Annotated in this window: 21 protein-coding genes; 10 read left to right on the top strand and 11 right to left on the bottom strand. The window is 62.7% G+C overall.

Annotated features, from left to right (window positions below):
* Positions 1–18: 18 nt before the first annotated feature.
* From BM400_RS02325 to BM400_RS02315, 3 genes are read left to right on the top strand one after another with little or no spacing between them, the layout of a single operon-like run.
* A complete protein-coding gene (locus BM400_RS02325) occupies positions 19–357 on the top strand; it encodes a PadR family transcriptional regulator (RefSeq protein WP_089836252.1) in 339 nt (112 codons plus the stop codon).
* Positions 354–1,157, top strand: coding sequence for a hypothetical protein (locus BM400_RS02320; protein ID WP_089836249.1), 804 nt, complete (start codon positions 354–356; stop codon positions 1,155–1,157). The genes BM400_RS02325 and BM400_RS02320 overlap by 4 nt, the downstream gene beginning before the upstream one ends.
* A gap of 7 nt (positions 1,158–1,164) precedes the next feature.
* Positions 1,165–2,778, top strand: a complete 1,614-nt coding sequence (locus BM400_RS02315; RefSeq protein ID WP_089836247.1) for a hypothetical protein — start codon at positions 1,165–1,167, stop codon at positions 2,776–2,778.
* 2 nt (positions 2,779–2,780) lie between these two features.
* On the opposite strand, the gene BM400_RS02310 is transcribed toward BM400_RS02315, so the two are convergent.
* Complete coding sequence (locus tag BM400_RS02310) at positions 2,781–4,814, bottom strand: beta-N-acetylhexosaminidase (RefSeq protein WP_089841401.1); 2,034 nt, start codon at positions 4,812–4,814, stop codon at positions 2,781–2,783.
* On the opposite strand from BM400_RS02310, the gene BM400_RS21875 reads away from it, so the two are divergent.
* Together BM400_RS21875 and BM400_RS02305 are read left to right on the top strand one after the other, a co-directional pair.
* On the top strand, positions 4,813–4,986 hold the full coding sequence (locus tag BM400_RS21875) for a hypothetical protein (RefSeq protein ID WP_175528822.1): 174 nt from the start codon (positions 4,813–4,815) through the stop codon (positions 4,984–4,986). The two genes, BM400_RS02310 and BM400_RS21875, sit on opposite strands and share 2 nt — an antisense overlap.
* Positions 4,987–5,102: 116 nt before the next feature.
* A complete protein-coding gene (locus BM400_RS02305; protein ID WP_089836245.1) occupies positions 5,103–6,362 on the top strand; it encodes an MFS transporter in 1,260 nt (419 codons plus the stop codon).
* An 11-nt stretch (positions 6,363–6,373) separates the two neighbouring features.
* On the opposite strand, the gene dusB is transcribed toward BM400_RS02305, so the two are convergent.
* Together dusB and rpmE are read right to left on the bottom strand one after the other, a co-directional pair.
* Positions 6,374–7,630: a tRNA dihydrouridine synthase DusB gene (gene dusB / locus BM400_RS02300; RefSeq protein ID WP_089836243.1), complete on the bottom strand. Its 1,257-nt coding sequence runs from the start codon at positions 7,628–7,630 to the stop codon at positions 6,374–6,376.
* Between the two features lie 68 nt (positions 7,631–7,698).
* Positions 7,699–7,935: a 50S ribosomal protein L31 gene (gene rpmE / locus BM400_RS02295; RefSeq protein ID WP_089836241.1), complete on the bottom strand. Its 237-nt coding sequence runs from the start codon at positions 7,933–7,935 to the stop codon at positions 7,699–7,701.
* A 180-nt stretch (positions 7,936–8,115) separates the two neighbouring features.
* Between rpmE and BM400_RS02290 the strand changes: the two genes are divergently transcribed.
* Together BM400_RS02290 and BM400_RS02285 are read left to right on the top strand one after the other, a co-directional pair.
* Positions 8,116–8,859 (top strand): ATP-binding protein, encoded by a 744-nt coding sequence (locus tag BM400_RS02290; protein WP_089836239.1) that lies wholly within the window; start codon positions 8,116–8,118, stop codon positions 8,857–8,859.
* A gap of 493 nt (positions 8,860–9,352) precedes the next feature.
* On the top strand, positions 9,353–9,889 hold the full coding sequence (locus BM400_RS02285; RefSeq protein WP_089836237.1) for a DUF2393 family protein: 537 nt from the start codon (positions 9,353–9,355) through the stop codon (positions 9,887–9,889).
* Positions 9,890–10,020: 131 nt separating this feature from the next.
* Here BM400_RS02285 and BM400_RS02280 read toward each other — a convergent pair whose 3' ends face one another.
* From BM400_RS02280 to BM400_RS02260, 5 genes are all read right to left on the bottom strand, one after another.
* Complete coding sequence (locus tag BM400_RS02280; RefSeq protein WP_089836236.1) at positions 10,021–10,479, bottom strand: helical membrane plugin domain-containing protein; 459 nt, start codon at positions 10,477–10,479, stop codon at positions 10,021–10,023.
* A 13-nt stretch (positions 10,480–10,492) separates the two neighbouring features.
* On the bottom strand, positions 10,493–13,519 hold the full coding sequence (gene fdhF, locus BM400_RS02275; protein ID WP_089841399.1) for a formate dehydrogenase subunit alpha: 3,027 nt from the start codon (positions 13,517–13,519) through the stop codon (positions 10,493–10,495).
* Positions 13,520–13,639: 120 nt separating this feature from the next.
* A complete protein-coding gene (locus BM400_RS02270; RefSeq protein ID WP_175528821.1) occupies positions 13,640–14,902 on the bottom strand; it encodes a flavin monoamine oxidase family protein in 1,263 nt (420 codons plus the stop codon).
* Positions 14,903–15,008: 106 nt separating this feature from the next.
* Positions 15,009–16,397, bottom strand: a complete 1,389-nt coding sequence (locus BM400_RS02265; protein ID WP_089836232.1) for a CCA tRNA nucleotidyltransferase — start codon at positions 16,395–16,397, stop codon at positions 15,009–15,011.
* A gap of 21 nt (positions 16,398–16,418) precedes the next feature.
* Positions 16,419–17,090, bottom strand: coding sequence for a YcbK family protein (locus tag BM400_RS02260; protein WP_089841397.1), 672 nt, complete (start codon positions 17,088–17,090; stop codon positions 16,419–16,421).
* A gap of 403 nt (positions 17,091–17,493) precedes the next feature.
* Between BM400_RS02260 and tsaD the strand changes: the two genes are divergently transcribed.
* The 3 genes from tsaD to BM400_RS02245 all read left to right on the top strand — a co-directional run bounded on the left by tsaD (position 17,494) and on the right by BM400_RS02245 (position 20,580).
* A complete protein-coding gene (gene tsaD, locus BM400_RS02255) occupies positions 17,494–18,669 on the top strand; it encodes a tRNA (adenosine(37)-N6)-threonylcarbamoyltransferase complex transferase subunit TsaD (protein ID WP_089836230.1) in 1,176 nt (391 codons plus the stop codon).
* Positions 18,670–18,729: 60 nt separating this feature from the next.
* Entirely contained in the window at positions 18,730–20,226 is a 1,497-nt protein-coding gene (cysS, locus tag BM400_RS02250) for a cysteine--tRNA ligase (RefSeq protein ID WP_089836228.1), read from the top strand.
* Positions 20,227–20,313: 87 nt separating this feature from the next.
* Positions 20,314–20,580: a hypothetical protein gene (locus BM400_RS02245; protein WP_141223780.1), complete on the top strand. Its 267-nt coding sequence runs from the start codon at positions 20,314–20,316 to the stop codon at positions 20,578–20,580.
* Between the two features lie 87 nt (positions 20,581–20,667).
* On the opposite strand, the gene BM400_RS02240 is transcribed toward BM400_RS02245, so the two are convergent.
* The 3 genes from BM400_RS02240 to BM400_RS02230 form a co-directional block, all read right to left on the bottom strand.
* Positions 20,668–21,630 (bottom strand): EamA family transporter, encoded by a 963-nt coding sequence (locus BM400_RS02240; protein ID WP_089836224.1) that lies wholly within the window; start codon positions 21,628–21,630, stop codon positions 20,668–20,670.
* 105 nt (positions 21,631–21,735) lie between these two features.
* Positions 21,736–22,998 carry a DUF2264 domain-containing protein gene (locus tag BM400_RS02235; protein WP_089836222.1) on the bottom strand — a complete coding sequence of 421 codons (1,263 nt, stop codon included), beginning with the start codon at positions 22,996–22,998 and terminating at the stop codon, positions 21,736–21,738.
* Positions 22,999–23,082: 84 nt separating this feature from the next.
* Positions 23,083–25,761 (bottom strand): TonB-dependent receptor, encoded by a 2,679-nt coding sequence (locus BM400_RS02230; RefSeq protein ID WP_089836220.1) that lies wholly within the window; start codon positions 25,759–25,761, stop codon positions 23,083–23,085.
* Positions 25,762–25,789 lie beyond the last annotated feature (28 nt).

Here is a 25,789-nt window from a genome sequence, read left to right as displayed (position 1 = left end):
CGGATATATGGTTGCCCCATGAACTCCTCCACCGCACCACCCGAGACGCATCTGCCGCTGACCCCGGCTGTCTTTGCCATCCTGCTGGCGCTCGCCGACGGAGAGAAGCACGGCTACGCCATCATGCAGGAGGCTCGTCAGCACACCGCCATGGGCCCCGGCACGCTCTACGGCTCGCTGGACCGGCTGCTGGCCGGCGGGATGATCGCGGAGACCGTCGCCGAGGATGAGCGCCGTCGCTTCTACCGGTTGACCAGCCTCGGCGAGCAGGTTCTGGCAGCCGAGACGACGCGCCTGGAGCAGTCGGTGACCAGGGCGCGTGGCAAGGGAGTGCGTCCGTTAGGGGTGCAGGCATGAGAATTCCCGAACGCTTCTTTCTGAACGCCTACAGCGCTGCGATCCGGCTCTACCCGGACACGTTCCGCTGGCGCTACCACGCGCAGATGCTGGACGCGGTACACCACACCTACCTGGAGCAAAAGACGCTGCGTGAAGACCTGTCGCTGGCGTTCGCACTCGTGGGGGATACGGCCTGCGGGGTCGTCCGTGAACACGCCCGCAGGACCGGGCCACTGCGTTCCGGCTATCTGCTGGCGTTTGCACTTCTCTTCTCCGCGCTGCAGGTTGTAGCGGCGATCTCCTACGAGCGGTACCTGCAGATGGCCGTAGGCTGCCACCCCTCCATGCGAGTGAATAAAATGGTCGCTGAGGCGGCGGTGCAGCCTGCCAACATAACGTTGAGCCTTGGCGGAATGCATACCGAAATCGCCACACCGGATTGGCTCGCCGGCGGCGATTCCTTTGCCGCGATGTACAACGCACACGGAGAGCCGCTGGCCAGCGATGCGACGCTGCACGGCGTGATGCCGCATCCGCCGCAGGGCATCTTCTCGGCTATGCGAACGAATGCGCTCAGCCGTGAGACGTGGCAGCCCGAGGCTGGGATCCGCATGTTTCTGGTGGGCCAGCGTCTTCCGGATGGGAGCTTCGTGCTGGCCGGGCGCAGCCTGCTCGATGCCGATGCACGCGAGGCGCGTTTCCAGAACGGCATGGCAGCACTCTGGATCCTGATGGCCGCAACGATCTTCACCCTGATGCTGCGCCCCAGGCCTCGCCGCCCAATCTCCCCTCCTCACAAAGACGCAAACACGGCATAATGCCGACATGCCTCCGCGCCCAGAGCTTCCCGCGCAAAGTCCTACCGAGATCGCGTCCGCGCTCGAAGCCTTCCTCGCCGACTACCCCGCAGCCGCACTCCTCGAAGACGGTAAAGCACTCTTCGACATGCGCACCGCGAAGTACACGCTCTCCACCGAGCACAACCGCTGCACGCTGCACCTCTGGAGCGAGGACGCCAACCTCGTCCGGCGCATCACGGCGGTGGAACCTCGCAAACACGTTCTCAAGATCACCACGCAACGCTTCGGCCAGACCAAACCCCAGCTTCTCGAACTGACCGCCGACCGTGATCGCCGCACGCCCTCCACGCGCGAGGCCATCCGGACGAAGTATCTCCGGGTACTCGAACGAGCCCTCCTGCGCGCCTTTCCCGAGCAGAAGCCCGAAGCCTTCCGGACCGCGATGGACCTCGAAAAATCCTTCGGTCCGGCCTACGCGCGGGGCATCCAGACACAGGGGCAAAAGGCATGGGCCGTCATAGGGATCAACGAGACCGAGCAGCAAGCCACCATCGACGGCATCCTCACACTCGGCATTCTGTGGCTGGCGTACTGCCGCGAGAACGCGGGAGGCCGCAGGCTCTTCCAGGGGCTGCGCCTCATCGTGCCCCGTGGCACGGCGTCGCTGACCCTCTCGCGTCTCCCCTGGCTCAGCGCCGCAACCCGGTGGGAGCTCTACGAACTGGACCCGAAGACCGAAGCCCTGACCGAGCGCGACGCAGGCGACCATGGTAACCTGCACACCCATCTCCAGCACGCGCCCAGCCTGACGACCGCCCGCGAGCGCTTCGCCGAATCCGCCGCCCGCGTCTTGCAGTTGGTGCCAGCGGAGCGGCACCCCGACATAGAGCAGCGCATCCGCTCCGCGACCGAACTCGCCTTCCTCCTGCATGGCCTGGAGTTTGCCCGTGTCCGGATGCAGGCCTCGGTGAACAGCTTCAACCGCGAACAGATCGTCACCTTCGGCACCGGGGCCAACGAAACGCCCCTCACCCCCGACACCGAACCTACCCTCCGCGAGCTTGTCCAACAACTCTTCGCCCGCCGCCATCCAGATGGGGACCGCCGCGACCCCCTCTTCCGCATGCAGCCGGAGCGCTGGCTGGAATCCTCTCTCCGTCGCGATGTGGCTCCCCTGGAAGCTCACGACATAAAGCTCCAGAGCGACGCGGTGTACGCGCAGGTGCCCGCCTTCGCCGCCGCCGATCGAGGCATGCTCGACCTCTTGACCGTGACCGCCGATGGCCGTCTCGCGGTCATCGAGTTGAAGGTCGAAGAGGACCTGCACCTCGCGCTCCAGGGGCTGGACTACTGGATCCGCGTCCGCCATCATCACCAGCAGAACCCGGACAACGTAACCGGTCTGGGAGAGTTCCAGCGCCACGGCTACTTCGGCGGCATCGTCCTCTCCAACGAGCCGCCACGCCTCTTCCTGGTCGCTCCAGCCTTGCGCATCCACCCGGCAACTGAAACCATCCTCCGTCACCTCAGCCCAAGAGTCGACTGGACCCTCATCGCGCTCGATGAACGCTGGCGCAAAAAAGTAAAGTCGGTGTGGCGCAAACGCCACACCGACTCACCTCTGCACGACACCGATTGAAGCTACTCCTGCACAGCCGCCACCAGCTTGTTCAACGGCTCCAGAAAGATAAACCGCACTACCGCCGAGGGCTTCTTCGCCTCCGCCAGCTTGGCGGTTGCCGCGGCCTTCCATCCCGCCGGAGCCTTCTTGCCCTCGCTGAGATAGCCGATCGCCTCCTGGGCGATCCCAGTCAGTGCCGTCATCTGGTCCGCCCGCGTCGAGATCTCCGCCAGCCGCGGATGACCCTTCATCTGCGCCTTCACCTCAGGCACCGTGGCCGCCAGCTCTTCAAAGTACTTCGTCAGATCGGCAGCATTCGCCTTATCCGTCGGCGAGGCGATCAGCTTATTGATCCCCACCTCGACCGAGTGCTTGTTCGAGGGGTCCGGCCGAACCGCATCGACGAAGCGGTCGAGTGCCGTCAACTGGTTCGTCTTCTGCTCCTTGTACCGCTCGCCGAAGCTTACCGGCTCCAGTGCCGAGGCAAAACGCCGCAGCTCCGAGATATGTTCGGTACCCGCAAGCTCCCGAAGACCCGCGTCGCCCGACTGCAGGTGCGTCAGCCCCAGACCCTCCAGCTCTACGGACATGGGCCCAAGCCGCCGGTACATATCATCGACATCCTTCACGCTCGCCGCCGACCAGAACCGCTCCGCAACCGCCGCCGTGCGGGGCCAGATACGTGAGTCGATGGTGTGAGCGTCAAGCTGCTCGGCCCACATCGTCACCTCGCCGCCCAGTACCCTGGCTGTCTCTTCGGACGACAAGCCTGCCGCCGGGTCGATGGGGTCAGCCAGATAGATCACCCCCGCGGGCTTCATGGCATCGAGGTAATAAGGAGCCGACAACACGCCCTGATAGCCGAGCTTCGCACCCTTTGCCAGCGAAGCCACGCCGCGCCACGACTGCACCACGACATCCTTCGGCAGACCTGGGGTCAGCACCTCATCCCAGCCCATCATGCGCTTGTTCAGTCCCTTCAGGATCGCGAGAATCTGCGTGTTGAAGTAGGCCTGCATCGCATCGTTGTCCTTCAGGCCTTTGCTCTTCATGAACGCAACGATCTTCGGGTTCGTCTTCCAGTCCGGCGCCGGAGCCTCATCGCCTCCGATGTGGACATACTCATCGGGAAAGATCCCCGCCATCTCGGTCAGGAAAGCCTTGATGAACGTGTAGGTCTCAGGCCGCGTCGGATCGATCGCGAATTTGCTCACCCCGAACTCGCGGCGAATGTCGGTGGGAACCGTGCCGCTCGCATACTCCGGATAGGCATACAGCCAGGCCTGGCTATGTCCCGGCATCTCGAACTCTGGCACCACGCGGATACCGCGAGCCCTGGCATACGCGACCACCTCACGCGCCTGCTCCTGCGAATAGAAGAGCCCATCGGAGCCAGCTCCAGTCAGCTTCGGATAGACCTTGCTCTCCATGCGAAAGCCCTGGTCTTCCGTCAGGTGCCAGTGAAAGACGTTCAGCTTCACGGCTGCCATACCATCCAGCGTCCGCTCGATCACCGCAACCGGCTCGAAGTGCCGTCCGCAGTCGATCATCAACCCGCGCCACGCGAACCGCGGTTTGTCGTCAACCGTGACGGCAGGCAGAACATAGCCATCGCCGTGTGCCTGGATCAACTGGATCATCGTCTCGAGCGCATGCATCGCACCGACATCGGTCGCCGCGTCGATCTCAACCCCAGCCGAGGTCACGGTCAGCTTGTAGCTCTCATCCTCTTCGAATCCCTGTACGGCACCGCCCGGAGCCGCGACCTTCAGTGTGAGCGGTGTCTTGCCCACCACAACGACGTTGCCTGCACCCGCATGGGGCAGCCCGGTCGCTTTTTCAACGCGACGAATCGCACGTGCCACAGCCGCATCCAGCCGCGCATCGCCCGAAGGCGTAAAGGCAAACGTCGAATCGAGTGCGAGCGCTCCGGAGCCCGCAGTGACCGCCGCCGGTTTCGGCAGCATGACATCGCGAAAACGATCCTGAGCGGGGGCAATCCCGCTCGCCAGACAAGCCACTGCCGCCAAAGCCAGAACACGTGTTTTCATCATGAGCACCACGATACCGAAAGACAGGGGCGTGGAAATGGGACGAATGCCCGGTGCTTCCGAAAATATCCGGGACGGCTTCATCGAAATATGGCTATATCCGTCTGAAGCGATGCAAACCAAGGTCAAACGCGCGCCCATCTCCTGGGAGGGCGACACGCTCGACACCCTCTGAAGCTGGCCGAAGCCGATTCGCAAAGACTTCGGCACGACGTTCGGGAAGGCAAAGAAAAAGTAACCTTCCCCGGCCTAAGACAGGGCTTCGCCGCATTTGCTGTGGTATACGAACTCATGCCGCTCACACAGCCCACCGGACGCTTCGACTGGTGGCGCCAGTCTACCTCGCACGCCCGCAAGGCCCTGGCCGCTGCCTCGCTCGGCTGGCTGCTCGACGCCTTCGACGTCATGCTCTACGCGCTGGTGCTGGCCTCGCTCATCCTCGACCTCGGCATGTCCAAACAGACCGCCGGCATCCTGGGCTCCATCACACTCATTGCCGCCGCCTTCGGTGGGCTACTCTTCGGCCTCATCGCCGACCGCTTCGGACGCACACGCGCCCTCGTCTGGTCCGTTCTCATCTATGCCGTCTTCACCGCCGCCTGCGGATTCGCCCACACCGTCGTCGAACTCGCGATCTTCCGCATCCTCCTCGGTATCGGAGTCGGCGGCGAATGGGCCTCCGGCGCCGCTCTCGTCTCGGAGACATGGCCTGCCGAACATCGCGGCAAGGCCCTCGGACTTATGCAGAGCTGCTGGGCCATCGGCTACGCCCTCGCCGCACTCACCGCCGGCATCATCCTTCCCTGGAAAGGCTGGCGTCCCGTCTTCTTCGTCGGTCTGATCCCCGCGCTCTTCACCCTCTTCATCCGTCGCAACGTCCCCGAGCCCGATGCCTGGATCCATCAGAGAAGGCTGACGAACCGCAACCCCCACGCCATCGCTGGCTTCAAACACCTCTTCACCCCCGACCTCCGCTGGACCACCGCGGCCGTCACGCTCATGAACGCCTTCTGCCTCTTCGCCTGGTGGGGCTTCAACCTCTGGGTACCGGCCTACCTCTCGTTGCCCGCCGCCCGCGGTGGCCTCGGCCTCTCTGCGCACGCCATGTCGTACACCGTCATCGCCATGCAGGGAGGCATGTGGTTCGGATATATCTCGTTCGGCTTCCTGGCGGACGCCCTCGGACGCAAACGTTGTTACATCGTCTTCCTCATCACGGCAGCGGCCCTCATGTTCCTCTACGGACACCTGCACACGCCGCTTCTGCTCCTGATCCTCGGGCCGTTTCTGGCCTTCTTCGGCACCGGCTACTTCACAGGTTTTGCAGCAGTCACGTCCGAGATCTTCGAGACCGGCATCCGCGCTACCGGTATGGGATTCGCCTACAACACCGGACGCATCGCTAGCGCCATCGCACCCTTCGCCGTCGGCAGTATGGCCCAGCAGCACGGCTTCGGAGCGGCGTTCGGCGTGGCGGGTCTCGCCTTCCTGGCGGCTGCATGCTGCTGGATCTGGATCCCGGAGACCAAAGGCCGCGCCATCGCGGCCTGAAGACGAAGCCGTTAGTCGCAGTACTCGCCTGCCGGCACCAGCTCGGCTGGCACGACCTCATCTTCTTCAGAAGCAACCGCAGCCTCAGCCCGCCGCGTAAAGAACTCATCCACCGCGTCCAACACCGCGGCACCCTTCTTCGCATCGAAGATCTGCTTCCGCAGCGCGCCACCACCCGGCACACCATGCGTGAACCACGCCGCAAACTGCTTCATCTTCCCCACGCAGTCACGAGCCTGCTTCTCCCGCGCGATCTGACCCGCCGCCGTGATCGCCTCGGCCCGCGCAATCTCGTTGGCGTTCTCCATCTCAATCTCTTCGACCATCTTCTGGAAGTAGTCCCGAATCATCCGGTACCGGTCCTGGTCGGTCGGAGAGTCGTACCGCCCCGTTGCCGTGTACTGCGCAATCTGCCGGAAGATCCACGGGTTCGCCGGAGCCACTCGCCCAATCATCACCGCGTCGCACCTGGTCTTCTCGACCATGGCTGCGGCGTCTTCAGGCGTACGAACATCCCCGTTCCCGATCACCGGAATCGAAACTGCATCCTTCACCGCAGCAATCCACTCCCAGCGAGCCTGCCCGGTGTACCCATCCTCACGCGTCCTGGCGTGCAGCGCAACCGCGTTCAACCCGCAGTCCTCCGCCATCTTCGCCAGCTCCACACAGACGATGTTCTTGTCGTTCCATCCCATCCGGAACTTCACGGTGAAGGGAATCGACACCGCCGCCCGCACCGCCTTGAAGATCTCCCCAATCAACGGCAGATCCCGCAGCAGTCCCGACCCGCCATTGCACGCCACCACCCGCTTCGCCGGACACCCCAGATTCAGGTCGACGATATCGAACCCGGCATCCTGGCAGATCCGCGCCGAATCGGCCAGCGTCACCGGATTGGACCCAAACAACTGCGCCGAAATCGGGTGCTCGTCGTCGTAATACGTCAGATACCGCTTGCGCTTCGTCTCCCGCATCCGCGACAGCCCATCGGCCGACGTAAACTCCGTCATGATGAGCCCGCAGCCGGACTGTTGATTCGTCGTCGCGGTTTCCACATCTCCACCCTCACCGGTGGAAAACATGCTGGCATTTTTGATGAAGCGCCGAAACACCGTATCGGTAACACCCGCCATCGGGGCCAGCACCGTCGCCGGCGCAATCCGCACACCGCCAATGTCGAACGAGGCAGGCACACGCGCCCGCTCGGGCATCGCATGCTCGATGGGATCGTCCCACTGCTTCTTTTCGAGGGTGTATCGCTTCTTCATGGGTCCAGCCTATCGAACGAAAGGCCCCCGCACAGCGCGGAGGCCTCTCAGTTTTGGTTGAAAAGCTCTTACTTCGCGGCTTCGGCAGCCTTGCCCGCATCGGACTTGGCGAACTTGCGACGGAAGCGCTCGACACGGCCAGCCGTATCGATCAGCTTCTGCTTGCCGGTGAAGAACGGGTGGCAGGCGGAGCAGATTTCGAGAACGATGTCGCCCTTGTGGGTCGAACGCGTCTCAAACGAGGTACCGCACGCGCACTTGACGGTCGTGGCGTGGTAATCCGGGTGAATATTTGCCTTAGGCATTGAAATTCCTTCGTCGATCAGATTGTGTCGGCGCGCGGATCGCTTGCAAACGGACATACTCACGTCACATCGATGAACCTGTCGCACAGCCTAAGTCACTCCCGCAGGAATGCTTTCCACTATTGTATACGATTCCCACACCCCACCCAACGATTCAAACCCCTGCCATACTGGATGGGTATGGCTGAAGTTTGCCCCATCTGCGAAGGCGCCGGACTGCGCATTGTTCAAGAAAACGGCCGTCAGGTCGCGACCACCTGCATCTGTCAGGTCCAGAAACGAGCCAACCGGCTCCTCACCCGTGCGAACATCCCCAAACGCTACGAGCACTGCTCGCTCGAGTCCTTCGACACGCACTTTCCCTCGTCCAACCGCACCCTCACCGCCGCCCACCTGCGCGCACGCCGCTTCGTCGAAGGCTACCCGGTCGAAACCAACGGCACCGGCCTCCTCCTCACCGGCTCCATCGGCGTAGGCAAAACCCATCTCGCCGTCGGCATCCTGCAGGCCCTCGTCACCGAGCGCGGAGCCACCGGCCTCTTCTACGACTACCGCGACCTCCTCAAGCAGGTCCAGAACTCCTACAACAAGTCCAACTCCTCCACCGAGATGGAGATCCTGCGCCCCGTCTTCGAGGCCGAGGTCCTGGTCCTCGACGAACTAGGCGCCAACAAACCCACCGATTGGGTATGGGATACCGTCGCGCACATTCTGAACACGCGCTACAACGACCGCCGCACCACCATCATCACCACGAACTACGCGAACCTCGCTCCATTGGACCCCAACGCGCGCAGCCGCGAAGAAACCCTGGGCGACCGCATCGGAGAACGCATGCGTTCCCGCCTGCAGGAGATGTGCGTCGTCGTCGAGATGCAGGGCGAGGACTTCCGCCAGAAGGTCAAGCGCGCCAGCTTCGCATAAGCATTCCATGCGGGCCAAAAAAAGGCCCGCACATCCCTAACAGCGATGAGTCACGAAGTGACCGCACCGCGCGCAGCGGGCTCGTCCGGCAGATCGGCGTCTTTAGGCCCAGAGCACCAGCCAGGCCAACGCCGCGCCCACCAGGACGACCCCAACCTGTTTCAATCGCGTGTCCCATCTCATCTGCTTCCTCCGAGTCACCGGTGCCGGGGGCACCAGAAAAAGCCTTCTATGGTTGCGTGGACGCCTGCTTTGGGGCTTCCACGTCTGTTCTGTGTGATTCTCGGAAACGCTCTGTAGTGGCAAGATATCCTCACATCCTTCGCTTTTTTTGCGGGACCCGATCCGATCACCTGCTCGAAAGGATGCGACCTTACACCCTCTGAAACAAGAAACGCCAGGGAAAGTTGCCCGGATTGCGCACGATAGTACTTTTCCCGGAAATACAGCTTCCTAGCCGGTCCGGTCGCCCGCCATTTAGAATCGCGCCTATATGAGCGATCCCATCGAGACCCCGCCCAGCCAGCTCTTCGCCGCACCCCCGTCCGAGCGCGGCGGCTTTCCCAAGGTGCCCGTTCTCATTGCTGCCGGAGCCGTCGTCCTCATTCTCGCGGTCGTCTTCCTCTTCTCCCGCGGTGCCAAGCCCGTGCCCCCTGGAACGATCCTTCCGCTCGACGCCTACGCCGCAAACCTGCCCATCGCCGACCCCGTCATGAGCGAATCGACCAGCCTCTCCGGCGGCAAGTCCACCTTCATCGATGGCCACATCCGCAACACTGGCACCAAAACCGTAACCGGTGTCACCGTGCAGGTCCTCTTCCGCAACGACGTCGCGATGCCCCCGCAGGTCGAGACCCTGCCCCTGCCTCTCATCCGAACCCGCGAGCCCTACGTCGACACGCAGCCCATCTCTGCCGCGCCCATCGCACCGGGTGAGGACCGCGAGTTCCGACTCATCTTCGAGAACATCAACGCCAACTGGAACGTGCAGATCCCCGAGATCCACATCACAGGTGTCACCACAAAATAAGGAAAACCAAATCGGGAAAACGAAGCCGCTTCGGCAAGGGAGCGGCTCGTTGATGCACCCGGCTTGACGACGTCAATGTTTTTCTAATCGGATTCGCAATCGATCCCTTGAGAATCCCCGGATCGGGAAATCTATCGCCTAAGACCCTTTCCCACACTCTGCACCACAAGCGTCATCAACGAGAGCGCCCGCCGTGAGTCCTCGCTCATCGCCCTCTTCGCGATCTGCCATAGCGATGGTGGGGCAACCTCCGCCTGATGCTCCTTACTCGCCGCAGTCATCGCCCGCACCATCCGATCCAGCACCTCCGGATCGAGCGAAGCCAGCACTTGCAGCAGCGCAATCCCATTGCGAATCGCCGCCACGCCCTCCGGCCCCTTCGCGGCCTCGGCCAGTTTGCCGAAGATCGTATCCTTCGCGGTCACAAGCCCATGCGCCGTATCCAGCAGTCCCTGGTCATGTGCCGCCTGGAGCAAATCCCACACCACGAGCAGAGCCTCCGCATGCTCTTCCGGAGCAGCCTCCAGCCTGCGCTGCAGGTTCACCTTTGGGTCCGCGATCTTTGGTTGAAACGCAATTGGATTCGCCACGCATGCCTCTTTCTTAGGTTGTCTTGATCTGGACCAGCTCATCGGCTGCCCGTGTCCCCGGCAGGTGGTAATCGTCGCGATCCCACTTGCGGCTCACCTCGACCCCCATCTGTGGCGTGCGCTTGCCGTTGCGGAAGTTGCTCCGCGGTAACGGGCTCTCGCCCTTCGCCTCCAGCAGCACCATCTCCACCGAGATCTCCTTGTACGCCGGCGTATTCGTCGCCCTGTCCAGGTGGCTTCCCGTCAGCTTGTTTACCGGCTCCAGCACCGAGTTCATCGGCATATAGAGCTGCTTGCCCTGCACCCGGTCCGTCACCAGCACCTGCACCCGCAACTGCCCGTACGGCGACCGCACCCTCACCAGGCTCCCGCTCGTCAGCCCGCGCTCCGCCGCCAGCTCCGGCGAAACCTCCACAAAGTTCTCCGGCGTCATCGCCATGATGCCTGGTGACTGATACGTCATCGCACCCTGCTCGAAATGCTCCAGCACGCGCCCGTTGTTCAAATGCAGATCGAACGTCGCATTCGTCTCCTCCGACGATTCGAGGTACTCGATCGGGTGAAACTTCGCCTTGCCATCCGGAAATGGAAACTTCTCCGTGAACAACAGCGGTGTATCCGTGCCATCCTTCGCCACCGGCCACTGCAGCGTCTTGTAGCCCTCCAGCCGTTCATACGTCACACCCGCGAACATGGGCGTCAGCCGCGCGACCTCTGCCATAATCTCCGAAGGATGCGTGTAGTTCCACCTCGCCCCCAGCGTGTTCGCGATCATCTGGATGATCTCCCAATCCGGCAGCGAGTACCCCAGCGGATCCAGCGCTCGATACAGCCTCTGCATCCTCCGTTCCGTGCTCGTGAACGTCCCTTCCTTTTCGAGCGACGGACTCGCCGGCAGCACCAGGTCCGCATACGCCGCCGTCTGCGAGAACATCACATCCTGCACCACCATGAAGTCCAGCTTCCGAAACGCCGCGTCCACATGGTTCGCATTCGCGTCGGAGGTAATCGTATCCTCGCCCTTCAGATACAGCACCTTCAGCTTGCCCTGGTGGATCGCCTCGATCATCCCATGGTTGTCGAGCCCCTTCACCACCGGCAGCGTCACACCCCAGTCCGCCTCGAACTTGCCCCGCACCTCGGGGTCATCGACCTTCTGATAACCCGGAAACAGATTCGGCATCGACCCAAAGTCGCTCGCGCCCTGCACGTTGTTATGTCCGCGCAGCGGATACGCCCCAGCCCCCGGCTTCATATAATTCCCAGTCAACAACAGCAGGTTCGAGATCGAAGTCGACGTATCCGACCCCCCACAATGCTGCGTCACCCCCATCGCCCAAAGGATGCATACGCCCTTGGCCCGCGCGATCTCTAGCGCCACAGTCTCCAGCACCTCGACCGAAATCCCCGTGGTCGCAGCAGCATGCTCCAGCGTGTAAGGCTCAATCGACTTCACATAGTCATCGAACTTATTCACCCACTGCGCAACAAAGTCCTTCGCATGCAGGTTGTGGTCGACAATGTACTTCGCCACCGCCATCAGCCACACCGCATCGGTCGATGGATTCGGACGGATAAAGATGTCCGCTCTCTCCGCCATCTCATGCTTGCGCAGGTCGGCGACAATCAGCCTCTGCCCCCGATGCTTATGTGACCGCTTCACCCGTGTCGCCAGCACCGGGTGCGACTCCGACGTATTCGACCCGATAATCAGCACCAGCCCGGCCTTCTCGATATCCGCGATCGAGCCCGTATCCCCGCCATACCCCACCGTGCGCGACAGCCCCATCGTCGCCGGTGTCTGGCAGTACCGGCTGCAGTTATCGATGTTGTTGGTCCCCACCACCGCCCGCGCCAGCTTCTGCATCAGGTAACTCTCTTCATTGGTGCACTTCGAAGAAGCGATAAAAGCCAGCGAATCCGGTCCAAACTCTGCCTTCGCCGCGTTGAACTTCTCGGCGATCACCTCCATCGCCTTCTCCCACGTCACCTCGACAAACGTATCGCCCTGCCGCAGCAACGGCGAGGTCAGCCTCTTCGGCGAGTTCACAAAGTCCCATGCGAACTTACCCTTCACGCACGTCGAAATCCCGTTCGCCGGGCCATGCATCGGTTCAATCTTCAGAATGTGCCGGTCTCGCGTCCACACATCGAAGCTGCACCCAACCCCGCAGTACGTACACACCGTCTTCGTGCGCTTCACCCGCGCATGCCGCATCTCGGCTTCCACCTCCGAGACCTCAAGAATCGGCCCATACCCCATGCTCGGCTCGATCTCCTTCACCACCTCGATCATGTCGTCCAGTACCTTGCCCGCCGTGTTGGTGAGATAGCCGGCCTTGCCCAGCATCGTCTTCTCCATCAGCGCATTGCACGGACACACCGTAACGCAATGCCCGCAACTCACGCAGCTCGACCCATCGATCGTCTCCCCGCCATCCCAAAGCACCCGTGGATGCGCGCTCTTCCAGTCGATCGTCAGCGTCTCGTTCACCTGCACGTTCTGGCACGCCTCCACGCATCGCCCGCACAGAATGCACTGGTCAGGGTCATAGCGGTAGAACGCGTTCGAGTGATCCTGCACATACGGCTTATGCAAGAACGGTCTCGCCTGGTGTTCCACCGCAAGATCCGCCGTTGTGTTGTGTACCGTACAGTTCTGGTTGTTGTTGTCGCACACCGTGCAGTACAGCTCATGGTTCTGCAGAATCCGATCGAACGCTTCTCGCTGCGCCGCATCCACCCGACCGCCCTCGGTCGCGACCGTCATCCCCACCGCGACACTCGTCCCGCACGCCCGCACCAGCGTCCCGTTCACCTCCACCATGCAGGTGTCGCAACTCTGAATCGCGCCCATCGCCTTCACATAGCAGACCTGCGGCAACGGCTTCGCCGCGCGATGTGTCGTATCGCGATTCAGCACATCGATCAGCGGCTCTCCCACATGTGCCTCGACGGCACGGCCATTCACCACAACAGTCGTATCGGGAGTGATATCGGCAGGCGTATTCAGCAGCGGACGCGTCGTCTCAGTCGTCATGGGCATAAGCATAGACCCATTCAGATGCTACGGAAAGACTCCCCGTTAGCTCACCTGCGACACGGCAACTCTTTGGTGATTCCGCTTCAAACCAGCCCAAAATCCGGGTGTCCCACAACCCTATCCAGCAATAATCTGCTCCACCACGCGCAACCCGCTGCGCATCGCCGCATGCACCGTCCCCCAGTGCCCCGTCACATCCGTATGCTCTCCAGCAAAGTAGAGCGTCTCCTCCACCGGCTCAGCCATCCGTCGCGGCGTATCCAGCTCCCCCGCCGCAATATAGCTGTAAGCCCCAAGCGTCCATGCATCACCCCGCCAGTCATGCATCGCGCAACTCACCAGAAGCTCGCGAACATCCATCCCAAACGCCCGTCCAAGCACCTCGCAGCCCTTTGCGCCCAGCACCTCCGCGCTCAAACCCGCCAGCGCATCCGACCGTGGACCACCCACCCATCCTGTCAGCATCGCCGTTTCATCCGGATACGGCGTCCACCACACCGAGGGCGTCTCTTCAAACGAGAAAAGGAAGCTCATCGCCGGCGCCCGCTCCGCCCAGAACCTCTCCCGAAACACCATCGTGAACCGGCAGACCTGCCCCATCCGCAGCTTCCCCGCCAGCTCCAGCCGATCCTGCGGCTCCGGCACAAACCGTATCGTTCCCGCCTGTAACACTCCCACCGGAACCGTCACCACCGCGCGTTCCGCACGAATCTCCTCACCCCGGCCCAGAACCGCCGCGCGCCCTCGCTCCCACCGCACCTCATCCACCGCAAACCCCAGCCGTAGCACCCCGCCCAGCTCCGTCACCCGGCCCGCCAGATACTCCGGTACCCGAGCATAGCCACCCTGCACATGCCACATGCGGTCGCCTTCAATGGCACCCTCCGCCGCCTGTTGCGCCCCCAGCGCCATCACGCTTGCCACCCGCGCATCCGCCGCATTGAACCCCTCAACGAAACTGACGATGCCCGCCCGCTCGTCTCCCGTAACCCCAATCCGGTCCGCATACTCGATAAACCCGCAGTCCGGCCCCGCGAAGCCCTCCAGTTCCTCCAGCACCGCGAATCGATCATCCTCTTCCCCGGATTCATCCCTCCATCCACCCTCCCCATCCGCCTCAACCTGAGCTCCATCCAGCTCATACGTCTCCAGCCCCGCCTCCTCGATCAACGCCCAAAGCTCCGGAGGCCGCCCATGCACAAACTCCGCCCCCATCTCCACCACCACATCGCCCCGCCGCTCACTCAGAATCCGTCCGCCCACCCGCTCCCGAGCCTCTACCACGCACACCGAAAGCCCCCGCTCCAGCAATCCCCGCGCAGCCGTCAGCCCAGCCATTCCCGCCCCAACCACGACCACATCGAACGCAGCCAGACCCATACCATCCCCCTCACCCACCATCAAAAACTCTCAGCCCATTTCTTGCTTTTGCTGTTGCCTCTTTTTCCCGCCTTTCCAGCCTTTTCCTCACAATCTTTTGCTCAACCTACCCCACCCCGAACCTCTCCCGCACCAGCCTCAGTCCCTGTTCCCGAGACCCAATCCGCCCCTCCAGCTGAGCGTCCTCCGCCAGCTCCAGCATCGCCTTGAACCGGGGCCCCGGCCGATACCCAGCCGCAATCAAATCCCTCCCCGTCACAAAGAGTTGAGGCCGCAGCGCCTCAGCCGGAGCCGCCTCATACTCATGCTTCGCATACCAGTAGAGCTCCATCCGCCCATGCGCCGCCATGCAGTCCATCCAGTGCAGCGCCAGGTGCTCCTCGAACTTTGGCATCCGCAGAAAACGCAGCAGCGTCGACCGCTTCATCTTCATCACATCGCCAAACTTCATATGGTTCCGCACCAGCGCCAGAATCTGCTCCGTCTCCTCCCCCGAGAAGCGCAGCCGGCCGAGAATCACCTCGGCGATGCGCACCCCGACCTCGACATGTCCGTTGAACCGGATCCGGTCTCCCGGCCCCTGCGGCGGCTGAAACGTAGCCGGCTTGCCCACATCGTGCAGCAGCGCCCCCCACCCCAGCGTCGCCGTGCACCCGGCCCGCAGGTTTTCGAGCAGCATCATCGTATGCACGAACACATCGCCCTCCGGATGGTACTCCGGCGGCTGCTCCACCCCATGCATCTTCACCATCTCCGGCAGCACCTGCGCCAGCAGTCCACTCGCGTCGAGCATCTCGAATGCCCTCCGCGCCGCCCCCTCGGTCAGCATCCGGGTCAACTCTTCGCGAATCCGTTCGCAGCTCACCGCACCAATCTCCGGGGCCAGCGCCCGCATCGCACGGAACGTCTCCTCCTCGATCGAAAATCCCAGACGGGCCGCAAACCGCACTCCCCGCAGCATCCGCAGCTTATCCTCGGTAAACCGCAGCACCGGATCCCCGATCGCCCGCACTACCCCGGCCTTCAGGTCGTCGCGCCCACCCACATAGTCCAGCACCGCGCCGTCCAGATCTCCATCAGCCTCAAACGCCATCACATCGAGCAGCATGCCGTTGATCGTGAAGTCCCGCCGCACCACATCTTCGCGCGCATCCGTAGAAAACCGCACCGCATCCGGACGCCGCCCATCGCTGTACGCTCCATCGTGCCGAAACGTAGCCACTTCCACGGCCTCACCCTGCCCATCGCCTTCGCCACACACCAGCACCACGCCAAAGTGCGCGCCCACCGAGAGCGTCTTGCGCCCCAGCCTGGCAAACACAGACATTACCTGTTCTGGAGTCGCTGAAGTCGCGACGTCATAGTCATCCGGCACCCGCCCAAGAAGCAGGTCCCGCACGCATCCGCCGGCAAAGAATGCTACAAATCCAGCCTCGACCAGGGCACAAGCCACCCCAGCCGCCCGCCGAAACTCAATCTGGCCCCGAACGTCCATCCCACCACTATAGAGACTGGCTTACGCCCGGCGATTGCGCCTCGAACGCCGCGATCCCTTATGTCTCGCTCGCGCCGCATGCCCGGAGAAGGTCCACTCCCGCACCGGACCCACGTCCACATGCACGAACTGCCCAGCCGGATAGTACCCGACACCGCCCATCGCCAGCGACTTCGCCGCATCGCGCAGGAGAGGCGCCGGAACACCCGGAACCCGCAGATCGATCGCAGTGGCTTCAATATGCTGCGAGTGCTCGGCCGCGTTGGTCGTCCCGCTTTGCCGCAGCATGTCGTTCGTCTCCTGCGACCGGAAGCCCGAAAGAATGTCGATCGGGCTGTCGTTCTTGCCCAGCTTCGCCAGCATCGTGTGCAGCACGTCGAAGGTGCGCGGATCGATGAAGCTGACCTCCTGGTTGTGGCTGTCGCGCAGGAAGTGGTTCAGTTCCATCAGAGCGCCGGGCATGTACACATCGCCAATCCGGTACACGACGTCGATCGCATCGTCGGTATGGCTGCGGACCAGCTTCAGCTCATACTTCAGGCCGTCCACGGGCAGGTCGGCTTCGCTCTCCGGCAAAAGACCTGCGGCAGGAAGGGCGACGTCGACGAAGGCGTGCGCCATCGCGCGAAACTTGGTCGTATGACGGCGCGTCGAACGGTTCCGCGCACTCGCGGAAGGAACGGCGACACCCATCAAAATAAGGAGAACAAAACCGGAGAGAACACGGAAGGAGGTCAGCGAGCGAAGTGGGAAAGTGGACGTACGCACGAACAAATCAGCAGGTCTCCGATTGTTAGGTTTGCGCGGCTCCGAACTCGAAACCCATATCGGGATCGCCAGTCGTCATTCGCTCCCCCGATTGTACTGCATTCTGGTCCAGGCCAGAAAACCTGAACAGTCAACCCGACATCGAACAAAGATCGGCAATATGCTTCGACGCTTGACACAGCTGATAAACTGAAGTCCTGAGCAGCAAGCAGGAGTCCGGCCTCCAGAGCCGGACTTTCGACGTTAAGCAGGGTTGGTAAGTCCACACTCAAGTCCTTTCGATCGAAGACTTTGAGTCATTTCAGGGAGGGGGGAGGGTATAAGCACGATGCAGAAAACAGGCCTCATCCTTGGCATCGAATCCTCCTGCGATGAGACCGCCGCCTCCGTCGTCCGAGCCGGCCACGAGCCTCTCTCGAACATCGTCGCCAGCCAGATCGCCCTGCACGCCAACTATGGCGGCGTCGTCCCCGAGCTCGCCAGCCGCGAACACCTCCGCAACATCGTGCCCGTCGTCCGCGCCGCCATGGCCCAGGCCAACGTCACCTTCGCCGACCTCGACGCCATCGCCGTCACGCAAGGTCCCGGCCTCGCCGGAGCCCTCCTCGTAGGCATCCTCTACGCCAAGGCCCTTGCCTTCGGGTCGGGCAAGCCCCTGATCGCCATCAACCACCTCGAAGGCCACATCCACGCCGTCCTCATGGAGTCCCAACTCCGTGGCGAAGCCCCCATTCCCCTACCTCTGTTGGCTCTCGTCGTCTCCGGAGGCCACACCCACCTGTATCTGGCCCGTCACGGCACCGCCGAGGCCGCCTGGCACTACCGCAACGTAGGTCGCACCGTCGACGACGCCGCCGGCGAGGCCTACGACAAGGTCGCCAAGCTCCTCGGCCTCGGCTACCCCGGCGGCCCCTGGATCGACGCCCTCGCCCCCCACGGCAACCCCCGGGCCGTCCCCTTTCAGTTCAACGCCATCAAGGGAACCCGCTACCGCGACGGCAAGCCCGCCCCGAACAAGAAGGCCCCGCCCCCCCAACCCGGACCTCGCTTCGATTTCTCCTTCTCCGGGATCAAGTCTGCGGTCCTCCGCTACGTACAGACCAAGAACATGCGCGAAGCCGCCGACCTGCGTCAGCAGGCCCTCGCCGCTCTCCCCAACCCGCGTCCCGAAGACGCCCTCGCCCTGATGGATACCCAGACCCTCGACCTCATCGCCAGCTTCCAGCACGCGGTCGTCGGCATTCTCATCCGCCAGACCCTCTCCGCCGCCGAGTGCCTGGGTGCCCAGGGCATCGTCGTCTCCGGTGGAGTAGCCGCCAATCGCGAGCTCCGCGCCCGTTTCCAAAAGGAAGCCGCCGCCAAAGGCCTGCCCATCGCCTTCCCCTCCATGGCCATGTCCACGGACAACGCCGCCATGATCGCCGCCGCCGCCTGGCCCAAGCTCCTCGCCGAAGACTTCGCCTCCGACGACCTCGGCGCCACACCACAACTCAAGCTCGGATAAAATCAAGCGAAAGAAAGCAATCTGCAAGGCGCGCGTCGCCCGCAGCGGGAAAAATAAAGCGTGCCTCTAGAACTCTTCAACACCCTCTCCGGCAAACTCGAAACACTCTCGCCCATCGGTGCCCCCGAACTCCGCATGTACGCCTGCGGCCCCACCGTCTACGACTACGGCCACATCGGCAACTTCCGCACCTTCCTGCATGTGGATGTGCTGCGCCGCTTCGTCAAGCAGCTCGGCATGCCCGTCAACCACGTCATGAACATCACCGACGTCGACGACAAGATTATCCGCAACGCCGCCGCCGCCCAGAAGCCCATGGCCGAGTACACCCGGAAGTTCGAAGATGCCTTCTTCGAGGATCTCGACTCTCTCGGCGTTCAGCGCCCCGAGCATCTGCCCCGCGCCACCGAGCACATCCCCGAGATGGTCTCCCTCATTGAGCGTCTCGCCGCCAAGGACTTCGCCTACCAGGCAGAAGACGGCTCCTGGTACTTCCGCATCGCCAAGGACACCGACTACGGCAAGCTCGCCAAGAAGGACCTCGAGTCCATCGAAGACGGAGCCCGCGTCGACCTCGACGAGTACGACAAGGACGCGGCTCGGGACTTTGCCCTCTGGAAGGCCGTCAAAGCCGCCCCCGACGGAACCCTCGAGCCCGCCTGGGAGACAGCCCTCGGCTCCGGACGCCCCGGCTGGCACATCGAGTGCTCCGCCATGGCCACCAGCCTCCTCGGCGACTCCTTCGACCTCCACGCCGGTGGCGAAGACCTCATGTTCCCGCACCACGAGAACGAGATCGCCCAGTCCGAATCCGCCTCCGGCACCACCTTCGCCCGCCACTGGATGCATGTCCGCTTCCTGCTCGTCGAAGGCCGCAAGATGTCCAAGTCCGAGGGCAACTTCTATACCCTCCGCGATCTGCTCCTCAAGGGCTATCGCGCCTCGGCCATCCGCCTCCTCCTCATCAGCGTGCCCTACCGCCACCAGCTCAACTTCACCTTCGACGGCCTCACCCAGTCGACCAACGCGATCGAGCGCCTTCGCACCTTCTATCAGCGCATCCTCAAGGGCACCTGGCCCGCCGAAGGCGCGAACCCCTCGCTAGCCGAGCAGATCGCGAAGTCCAGCGCTGCCTACACCGCCGCCCTGTCGAACGACCTCAACACCGCCGATGCCCTCTCCGCCATCTTCGATATGGTCCGCGCGGTCAACTCCGCCGCAGACTCGAACGCGCTCTATCGCGCTGAGGCCGACGCCGCGCTTGATGTCCTGCGCCTCTTCGAAGCGGTCTTCGCCGTCCTCGAAGACAACGACGCCGACCTCACCCGCGCCGCGCTCGCCTGGGCAGAAAAGGAAGGCCGCCTCGACCAGGCCGACCCCACGCTCATCGCAGCCCTCTCGCTCTCGGACGCCGCCATCGAAGCCCTCATCGCCGACCGCGCACTTGCCAAAAAACAGCGCAACTTCGCCAAGTCCGACGCTATCCGCAACGATCTCCTCACCAAGGGAATTCTCCTCAAGGATGGTCCTACCGGGACGGAGTGGTCACGCAAGTAACGTCCACACCGGAGTAATGCACCCCCGTACTCTTTCGCTTCCGCCCTTCGCGCCGTACTATCGGCACAGATTGAGGGAGCATGAGCCATGGGAAGAGAAATCTTGTCGGACCAGCATTACTTTGAGATCAGCGGACGCTTTCGGGATGCCGTTCTCGCCCGGATTGAGCGTCTCGAACGCGACGCCCATGAAGATTCACTCCTGATTGCGGATCTCCTCTCGCCCGCTCACCAGCGCCGTCAGGCCCAGCTCGTGGCCGCGCAGATCGAAGAGGCCGTCCGCCTCCGAGCCTGCCTCTGCGGCACCAGTGTCACCGTCCAATCCATCCACAAAGTTCTCACCCGAGGCGACTAAATAAGATTCGGTTGTTGCACTGCGGTACGTTTCTCAGGGAAATCCGGGCCCGGGCCCGGATTTCCCTGTTTTTGCCGCCGCCATCCACTATGCCTGGTCGGCGGGCAGAGCCGTGATCTCGCGATCAACCTCGGGCGCGCGGTTTGAGCGCGTAATCAGAAACACAGCCACCAGAATTGCCGCCATCCCCAGCCATTCCACGCCTACCAGCCGCTCGTGCAGCGCCACCGCTCCCAGCATGACCGCGATCACCGGGTTCACATACGCGTACGTCGCTACCTTCGACACCGCCACGTTGTCCAGCAGGTAGATGTACGCCGAGTACGTAATCAGCGACCCACACACCACCAGCCACGCAATCGATCCCCAAGCCTGCACACCCCACCGCGCCCCATGCCAGCCCCGCGACCCCACCATCAGGAGCGTATTGACGAAGCCCGCGAAACACATCTGCCAACCGGCCGCCGCAAACCCGCTGACCCCGATCTTCACGCGCCGCTGAATCACCGATGCAATCGTCCAGCAGAGCGTCCCGGCCAGCACCACCACCGCCGCGACAATCTGCCGCGCGTCCCCGGTGATCCCCAACCGAAGCTTCGGCCACAGCAGAAGCACGATTCCCCCAAAGCCCACCAGGATGCCCACCCAGCCCCGCGCCCTGAGCCCGTCTCCATGGGGTCGCACAACCTCGATGAGCGCCGCATACAGCGGAATCGAAGCGACCAGCAGGGCCGCCAGCCCGGTTGGCAGCCACTGCTCCGCCCAGATCACGGTCGTGTTCCCCCCGCACAGCATCAGCACGCCGATCAGCCCCAGCGTCCAGAACTCCCGGGACCCATACGGACGAATCCGCTCCCCTTGCGCCAGACAAATCAACAGCAACAGAGGTCCCGAGATACAGTACCGGACCGCAGCCAGCAAAAACGGCGGAAGCACCTCGACGCCGATCCGCATGGCCAGGTACGTCGACCCCCAGAAGAGGTACACGCAAGCGAACGCAATGAGGATACGGCTCTTCGGGGCGCTGCTCGAGAAGCGGCTGAAGGGCATCCATTCATCCTATCGGTGAAACCGGGAATCGGCTGCGAATCGCTGACCTGCATCTCGCTTCTGCAGTGTGGGTCAGCGCCGCTGAGCGATGGCGAATGCGAAACCTTATCCACCCAGAGCGTGATCCGCCAATAAATCCCCGCCCGCCCAAACCTTCCTCTGCGTCCAGTCCACCGCCGCCCCGCTCCAGAACGGGTCGCTTGGCGCGAGCCCCAGCGGTAGCCACGCAAAGCTACACAGATACAAACTCCCCGTGGAGATGTAGACCTCGCCCAGAGAAGGCTGATGCCCAGCCAGCCCGATCCGCAGCCAACCGTTCTCATCGAACGTACCGGGAGCTCCCAGCGTCTTCGCCTGCACCGCCGTCATTGCGCCTCGCACCTGCGCCGGAGTCACTCCCTCCGGCAGCATTCCTCGCCGAGCCACATCCCCCAGCAGATGAAACGCCCCGGCCCGATAGCAGATGGACCGCCCCAGCACCGGAAACGTCCCTTCCGGTGAGATCATCCTCTCCTGGATCGCTGCATACCGCCGCGCCCTCTCCCGGATCGGCTCCGCCATCTCCCGCCACGACGTCGCCTCGTCTTTTACCTCGTCCATCACGGCCAGCAGATACGGCTGAATCACATAGCTGTTGTAGTTGTCCGCATGGTAGTGCGGACCATCCCCATAGATGCCGTCGCCCACATACCAACTCGCATGCTCCCGCAGCGCATAGTCCACGCGCATCCGGTCCCAGAAAACCCCCAGCCGCCTGAGCAGAACCTCATCCATCGCCGAGAACAGAAGCCAGTTGTTGAACCCCGGCATCACCGTTCGCTGCACCTCCAGCGCGGTCACCAACCGCGCCTTTGTCGTAGCCGTCATCGACCCCAGCATCTGCTTCGGAGCCCGCAGCATCGCCAGGCAAAGGAACGAAGCATCCACCACCGTCTGCGCTGACTCCCCAAACCGCATATAGTCCGGCGACTTCGGATCGACCGCGGAGGCGATACCCTCCTGCGCCCACCCCCGGAACTTCGTCCGCAACGCCGTCTCTCGTGCCGGCTCCCCCGCCGAAGGCTCCAGCTCCAGCCATGGCGCAATCCCGCAGAACAGCCGCCCAAACGCCTCCAGCTGCGATCCGACAGCGCGATCCGCCTCATGTCCTTTTACAGCCTCGACCGGCATCCGCTTCCGCAACGCGCGCTGGCTTAGCGCGGAGAGTACTGGCTCCGACACCTTCTCCACCCAGTCGATCCACTGTCCGCGATCGGGCTTTGCCTGCGCGCTTTGCGCCCCAGAGAGCCCGGGAGTCAGCCACGCCGCTCCCCCCGCAACCACACCCGTCGATAGAAAATTCCGTCGCGAAAACGCCATTCTGCTCATAGGCAACTCAGTCTACTCGTTTCCGCGAGCGCAAGAAAAAGCGGCCTCCGGCATGAAGCCGAAGGCCGCCTCCAACCATCAGGGTTAGAAGTTGTAGCTCAACTCCGCCGTCACCGCTCGCGGCGTCACATAGTGCGTACCCGAGAACGTCGACAGAAAGTTATACAGCGCATACTTGTTCGTCACGTTCACCGCCGAGACCCGCAATCCGATCTTGTGCTTGTCCGTGTTGAACAGGTTATCGTCGCCCAGCGCCATGTCGAAGAGACTTCTCGACTGAATCCGCGGAGGATTCTTGTCGTCGTCCTCCGTGTTGATCGCCGGAATCTTCACCAGGTTTGAGGTCAACTGGCTGGCCAGGCAGTTCTGGAAGCCCGAGTACGGAGTTGCCTTCACTCCGTTGCAGACCAGCCCCTCCTGAAACTCCTGGTCCGGCGTCAGCGAGCTGAGATCGATCCCCGGCTGACCGTTGATCAGGATCGAGTTCGGCGTGCACAGGCTGTTTGCGCCGGTCGCGTTGTAGCAGGGCGCGGAGCCCGCCACCAGACCGCTGTCGAAGCGCCAGCTGAACCCGTACCAGAGACTCTTCTTGAACGGAAGCGCGTACTGGATGTGCGTCGTCTGGTTGAAGCGTTCGTCGTGGTCGATGCGGAAGGGCAGTCCGCCCGGCGTGCTGACGGTCGCGCCCACGCCGCCGATCTGCGGATTGAAGAAGCGTGCCGCCACCGAACTCATGATGACGTAGGCCGACAATCCCTTCACATCCGTCAGGTTCGCCTTCAGCGCGAAGCCCGGGATCTTCGAGTTGTGCCACTCGATCGGAAACGTGATCGGCGTTGCGCCCAGCACGCTGAAGTCGTAAGCGTTGTGCGTGTACTTCCAGATATAGTCGCCGCCGAGAACGACATGCTTGCCGATGCCCTGCTGCAACCCGGCGTGAATCTCGTTCCGGAAGCCCGGGTTGAAGGAGGCTGGATTGCATGAGCCCAGCGTCTCGAAGACCGCTTGGATCACAGCATCGTTGCATCCACGGCTCGAAAGGACGAGGTTCTCGTTGAAGGGCGTCTCCTGCGCGCGGGCATAGGAGGCGCGCAACACCGTATGAGTCGCCTTGATGTTGTAGCTCATGCCCAGCCGAGGCTCGGCCTGCCGTTGGATGGCGAGGCCGTTGTAGAAGTCGCCGCGCAGACCAACGTTCATCAGGAAGTTGCCGAGCGTGATCTGGTCCTGAGCATAGAGAGCCAGTTGCTTCACGTCTGTCTGCCCGTGGTAACGATACTCTCCGCCGCCGCGCGTCAGGTCATATGGGGCCAGAATCGGGTTATAGTTCGGATTCGTAAACACGCACACGCCGTTGCCGGTGCCTGGAATCGGGTTCAGATTCTGATCAAGGCAGGGCGCGTTCAGCTTGTAGTCCACGAGCCCGATCTGGTCGTTCTCCCGCAGGAACGTCTGCTGATACATCCCGCCGATCTTGATGTTGTGCGCGCCCTTCGCATACGAAAGGTCCGAGTGAACGCCCGCGTTCAACAGCGACCTCTGCTGGCCCACCGTCTCCTGCTGGATCGGCCCAAGGTCCGCAAACGGGTTGGCGCTTGGGTAGTACTGGTACGAATCGCGCCGCATATACGGGGCAAAGTTCCACACCGCGTCGCTCGAGAGGGTGCGCGTGTAGGTTGGCGCAAACAGCACCGTCTCGATCTTCGACTTCTGGTCCGCTTGGCCCACTGGCAATCCCTGCACCGGATCCACCACACCTACATTCAGCGTGTCGTAGGTATTCGGTGTCTGGAACCAAGAGCGAGTGAACTGCACATTGGTATGGACCGAGCTGACATCCGAGAACTGGTAGTCCGCGCGGTCGAAGAAGTTGATGAGGTTTCCCTTGTCGTGGAAGACCGAAAATTCACCCGGATCGAGGAAGCGGCCGGAGTTCATGCCGCTGGCCGCAATAAAGTTGCCGAACTTCTCTGTGCCCCACGCGACATTGCCCGAGAGCTCCGATGTCCCGAACGACCCGTACGAGGCGGAAATCGATCCGGTTGGCTTCGTCACGCCCTGCCCGGAGCGCGTCGTCACCTTGATGACGAGGCTGGTCTTGTCGCCAAACTCCGCCGGCGGAGCGCCATCGATCACCTCCAGCGATTGCACGGCATCTGCCGGAATCTGGTTCGAGAAGGCCTTGCTCTGCTGGTCCGTGATCGGCTGGCCATCGAGCGAGAACGAGTTTTCCGCGTGATCGCCCAGGCCGTGGATCATGCCGTTCGAGTCCGAGGCAACACCCGGCGTCGACTGTGTCACCAGCGCGCTCAACTGGCTCGATCCGCTCAGCGGCAGCTTGTCGATCGTCGCCCTGTCCACATCCGTGTGCATGCTGGAGTCGGTCTCCATCAGATCCGACCCCGCATCCACGTTGACAACAGTCGACGAAGTAGCCAGCGCCAGCGTCACCGGCAGGGTCATCGCCACGGCGGAGTTGATCGTCACACTCTGCGTCGCATTCTGGAACCCGGCACTCACCACAGTAATGCGATAGGTGTTGTAGGGCACGTTGTAGAAATGAAAGGCGCCGGCGGAATCGGACTTGGTGGTGCGGGTGTAGAGGGTCACAGGGTTGGCAATCGTCACGACCGCGTCACCAACCACGGCGCCGGTGGGATCGGCCACTGTGCCGTTCACACCACCCGACGTACCCTGCGCGAGCGAAAGGCCGCAGGTCAAAAACAACAAAGACAACAGAAAAAGAGAGGAAACACGATGCATGGAGCACTCCTGAGAAGGTGAGGCAACA

This window comes from Granulicella pectinivorans (assembly GCF_900114625.1).
Taxonomy (GTDB): domain Bacteria; phylum Acidobacteriota; class Terriglobia; order Terriglobales; family Acidobacteriaceae; genus Edaphobacter; species Edaphobacter pectinivorans.
This window is presented reverse-complemented; position numbering and strand designations above follow the sequence as displayed.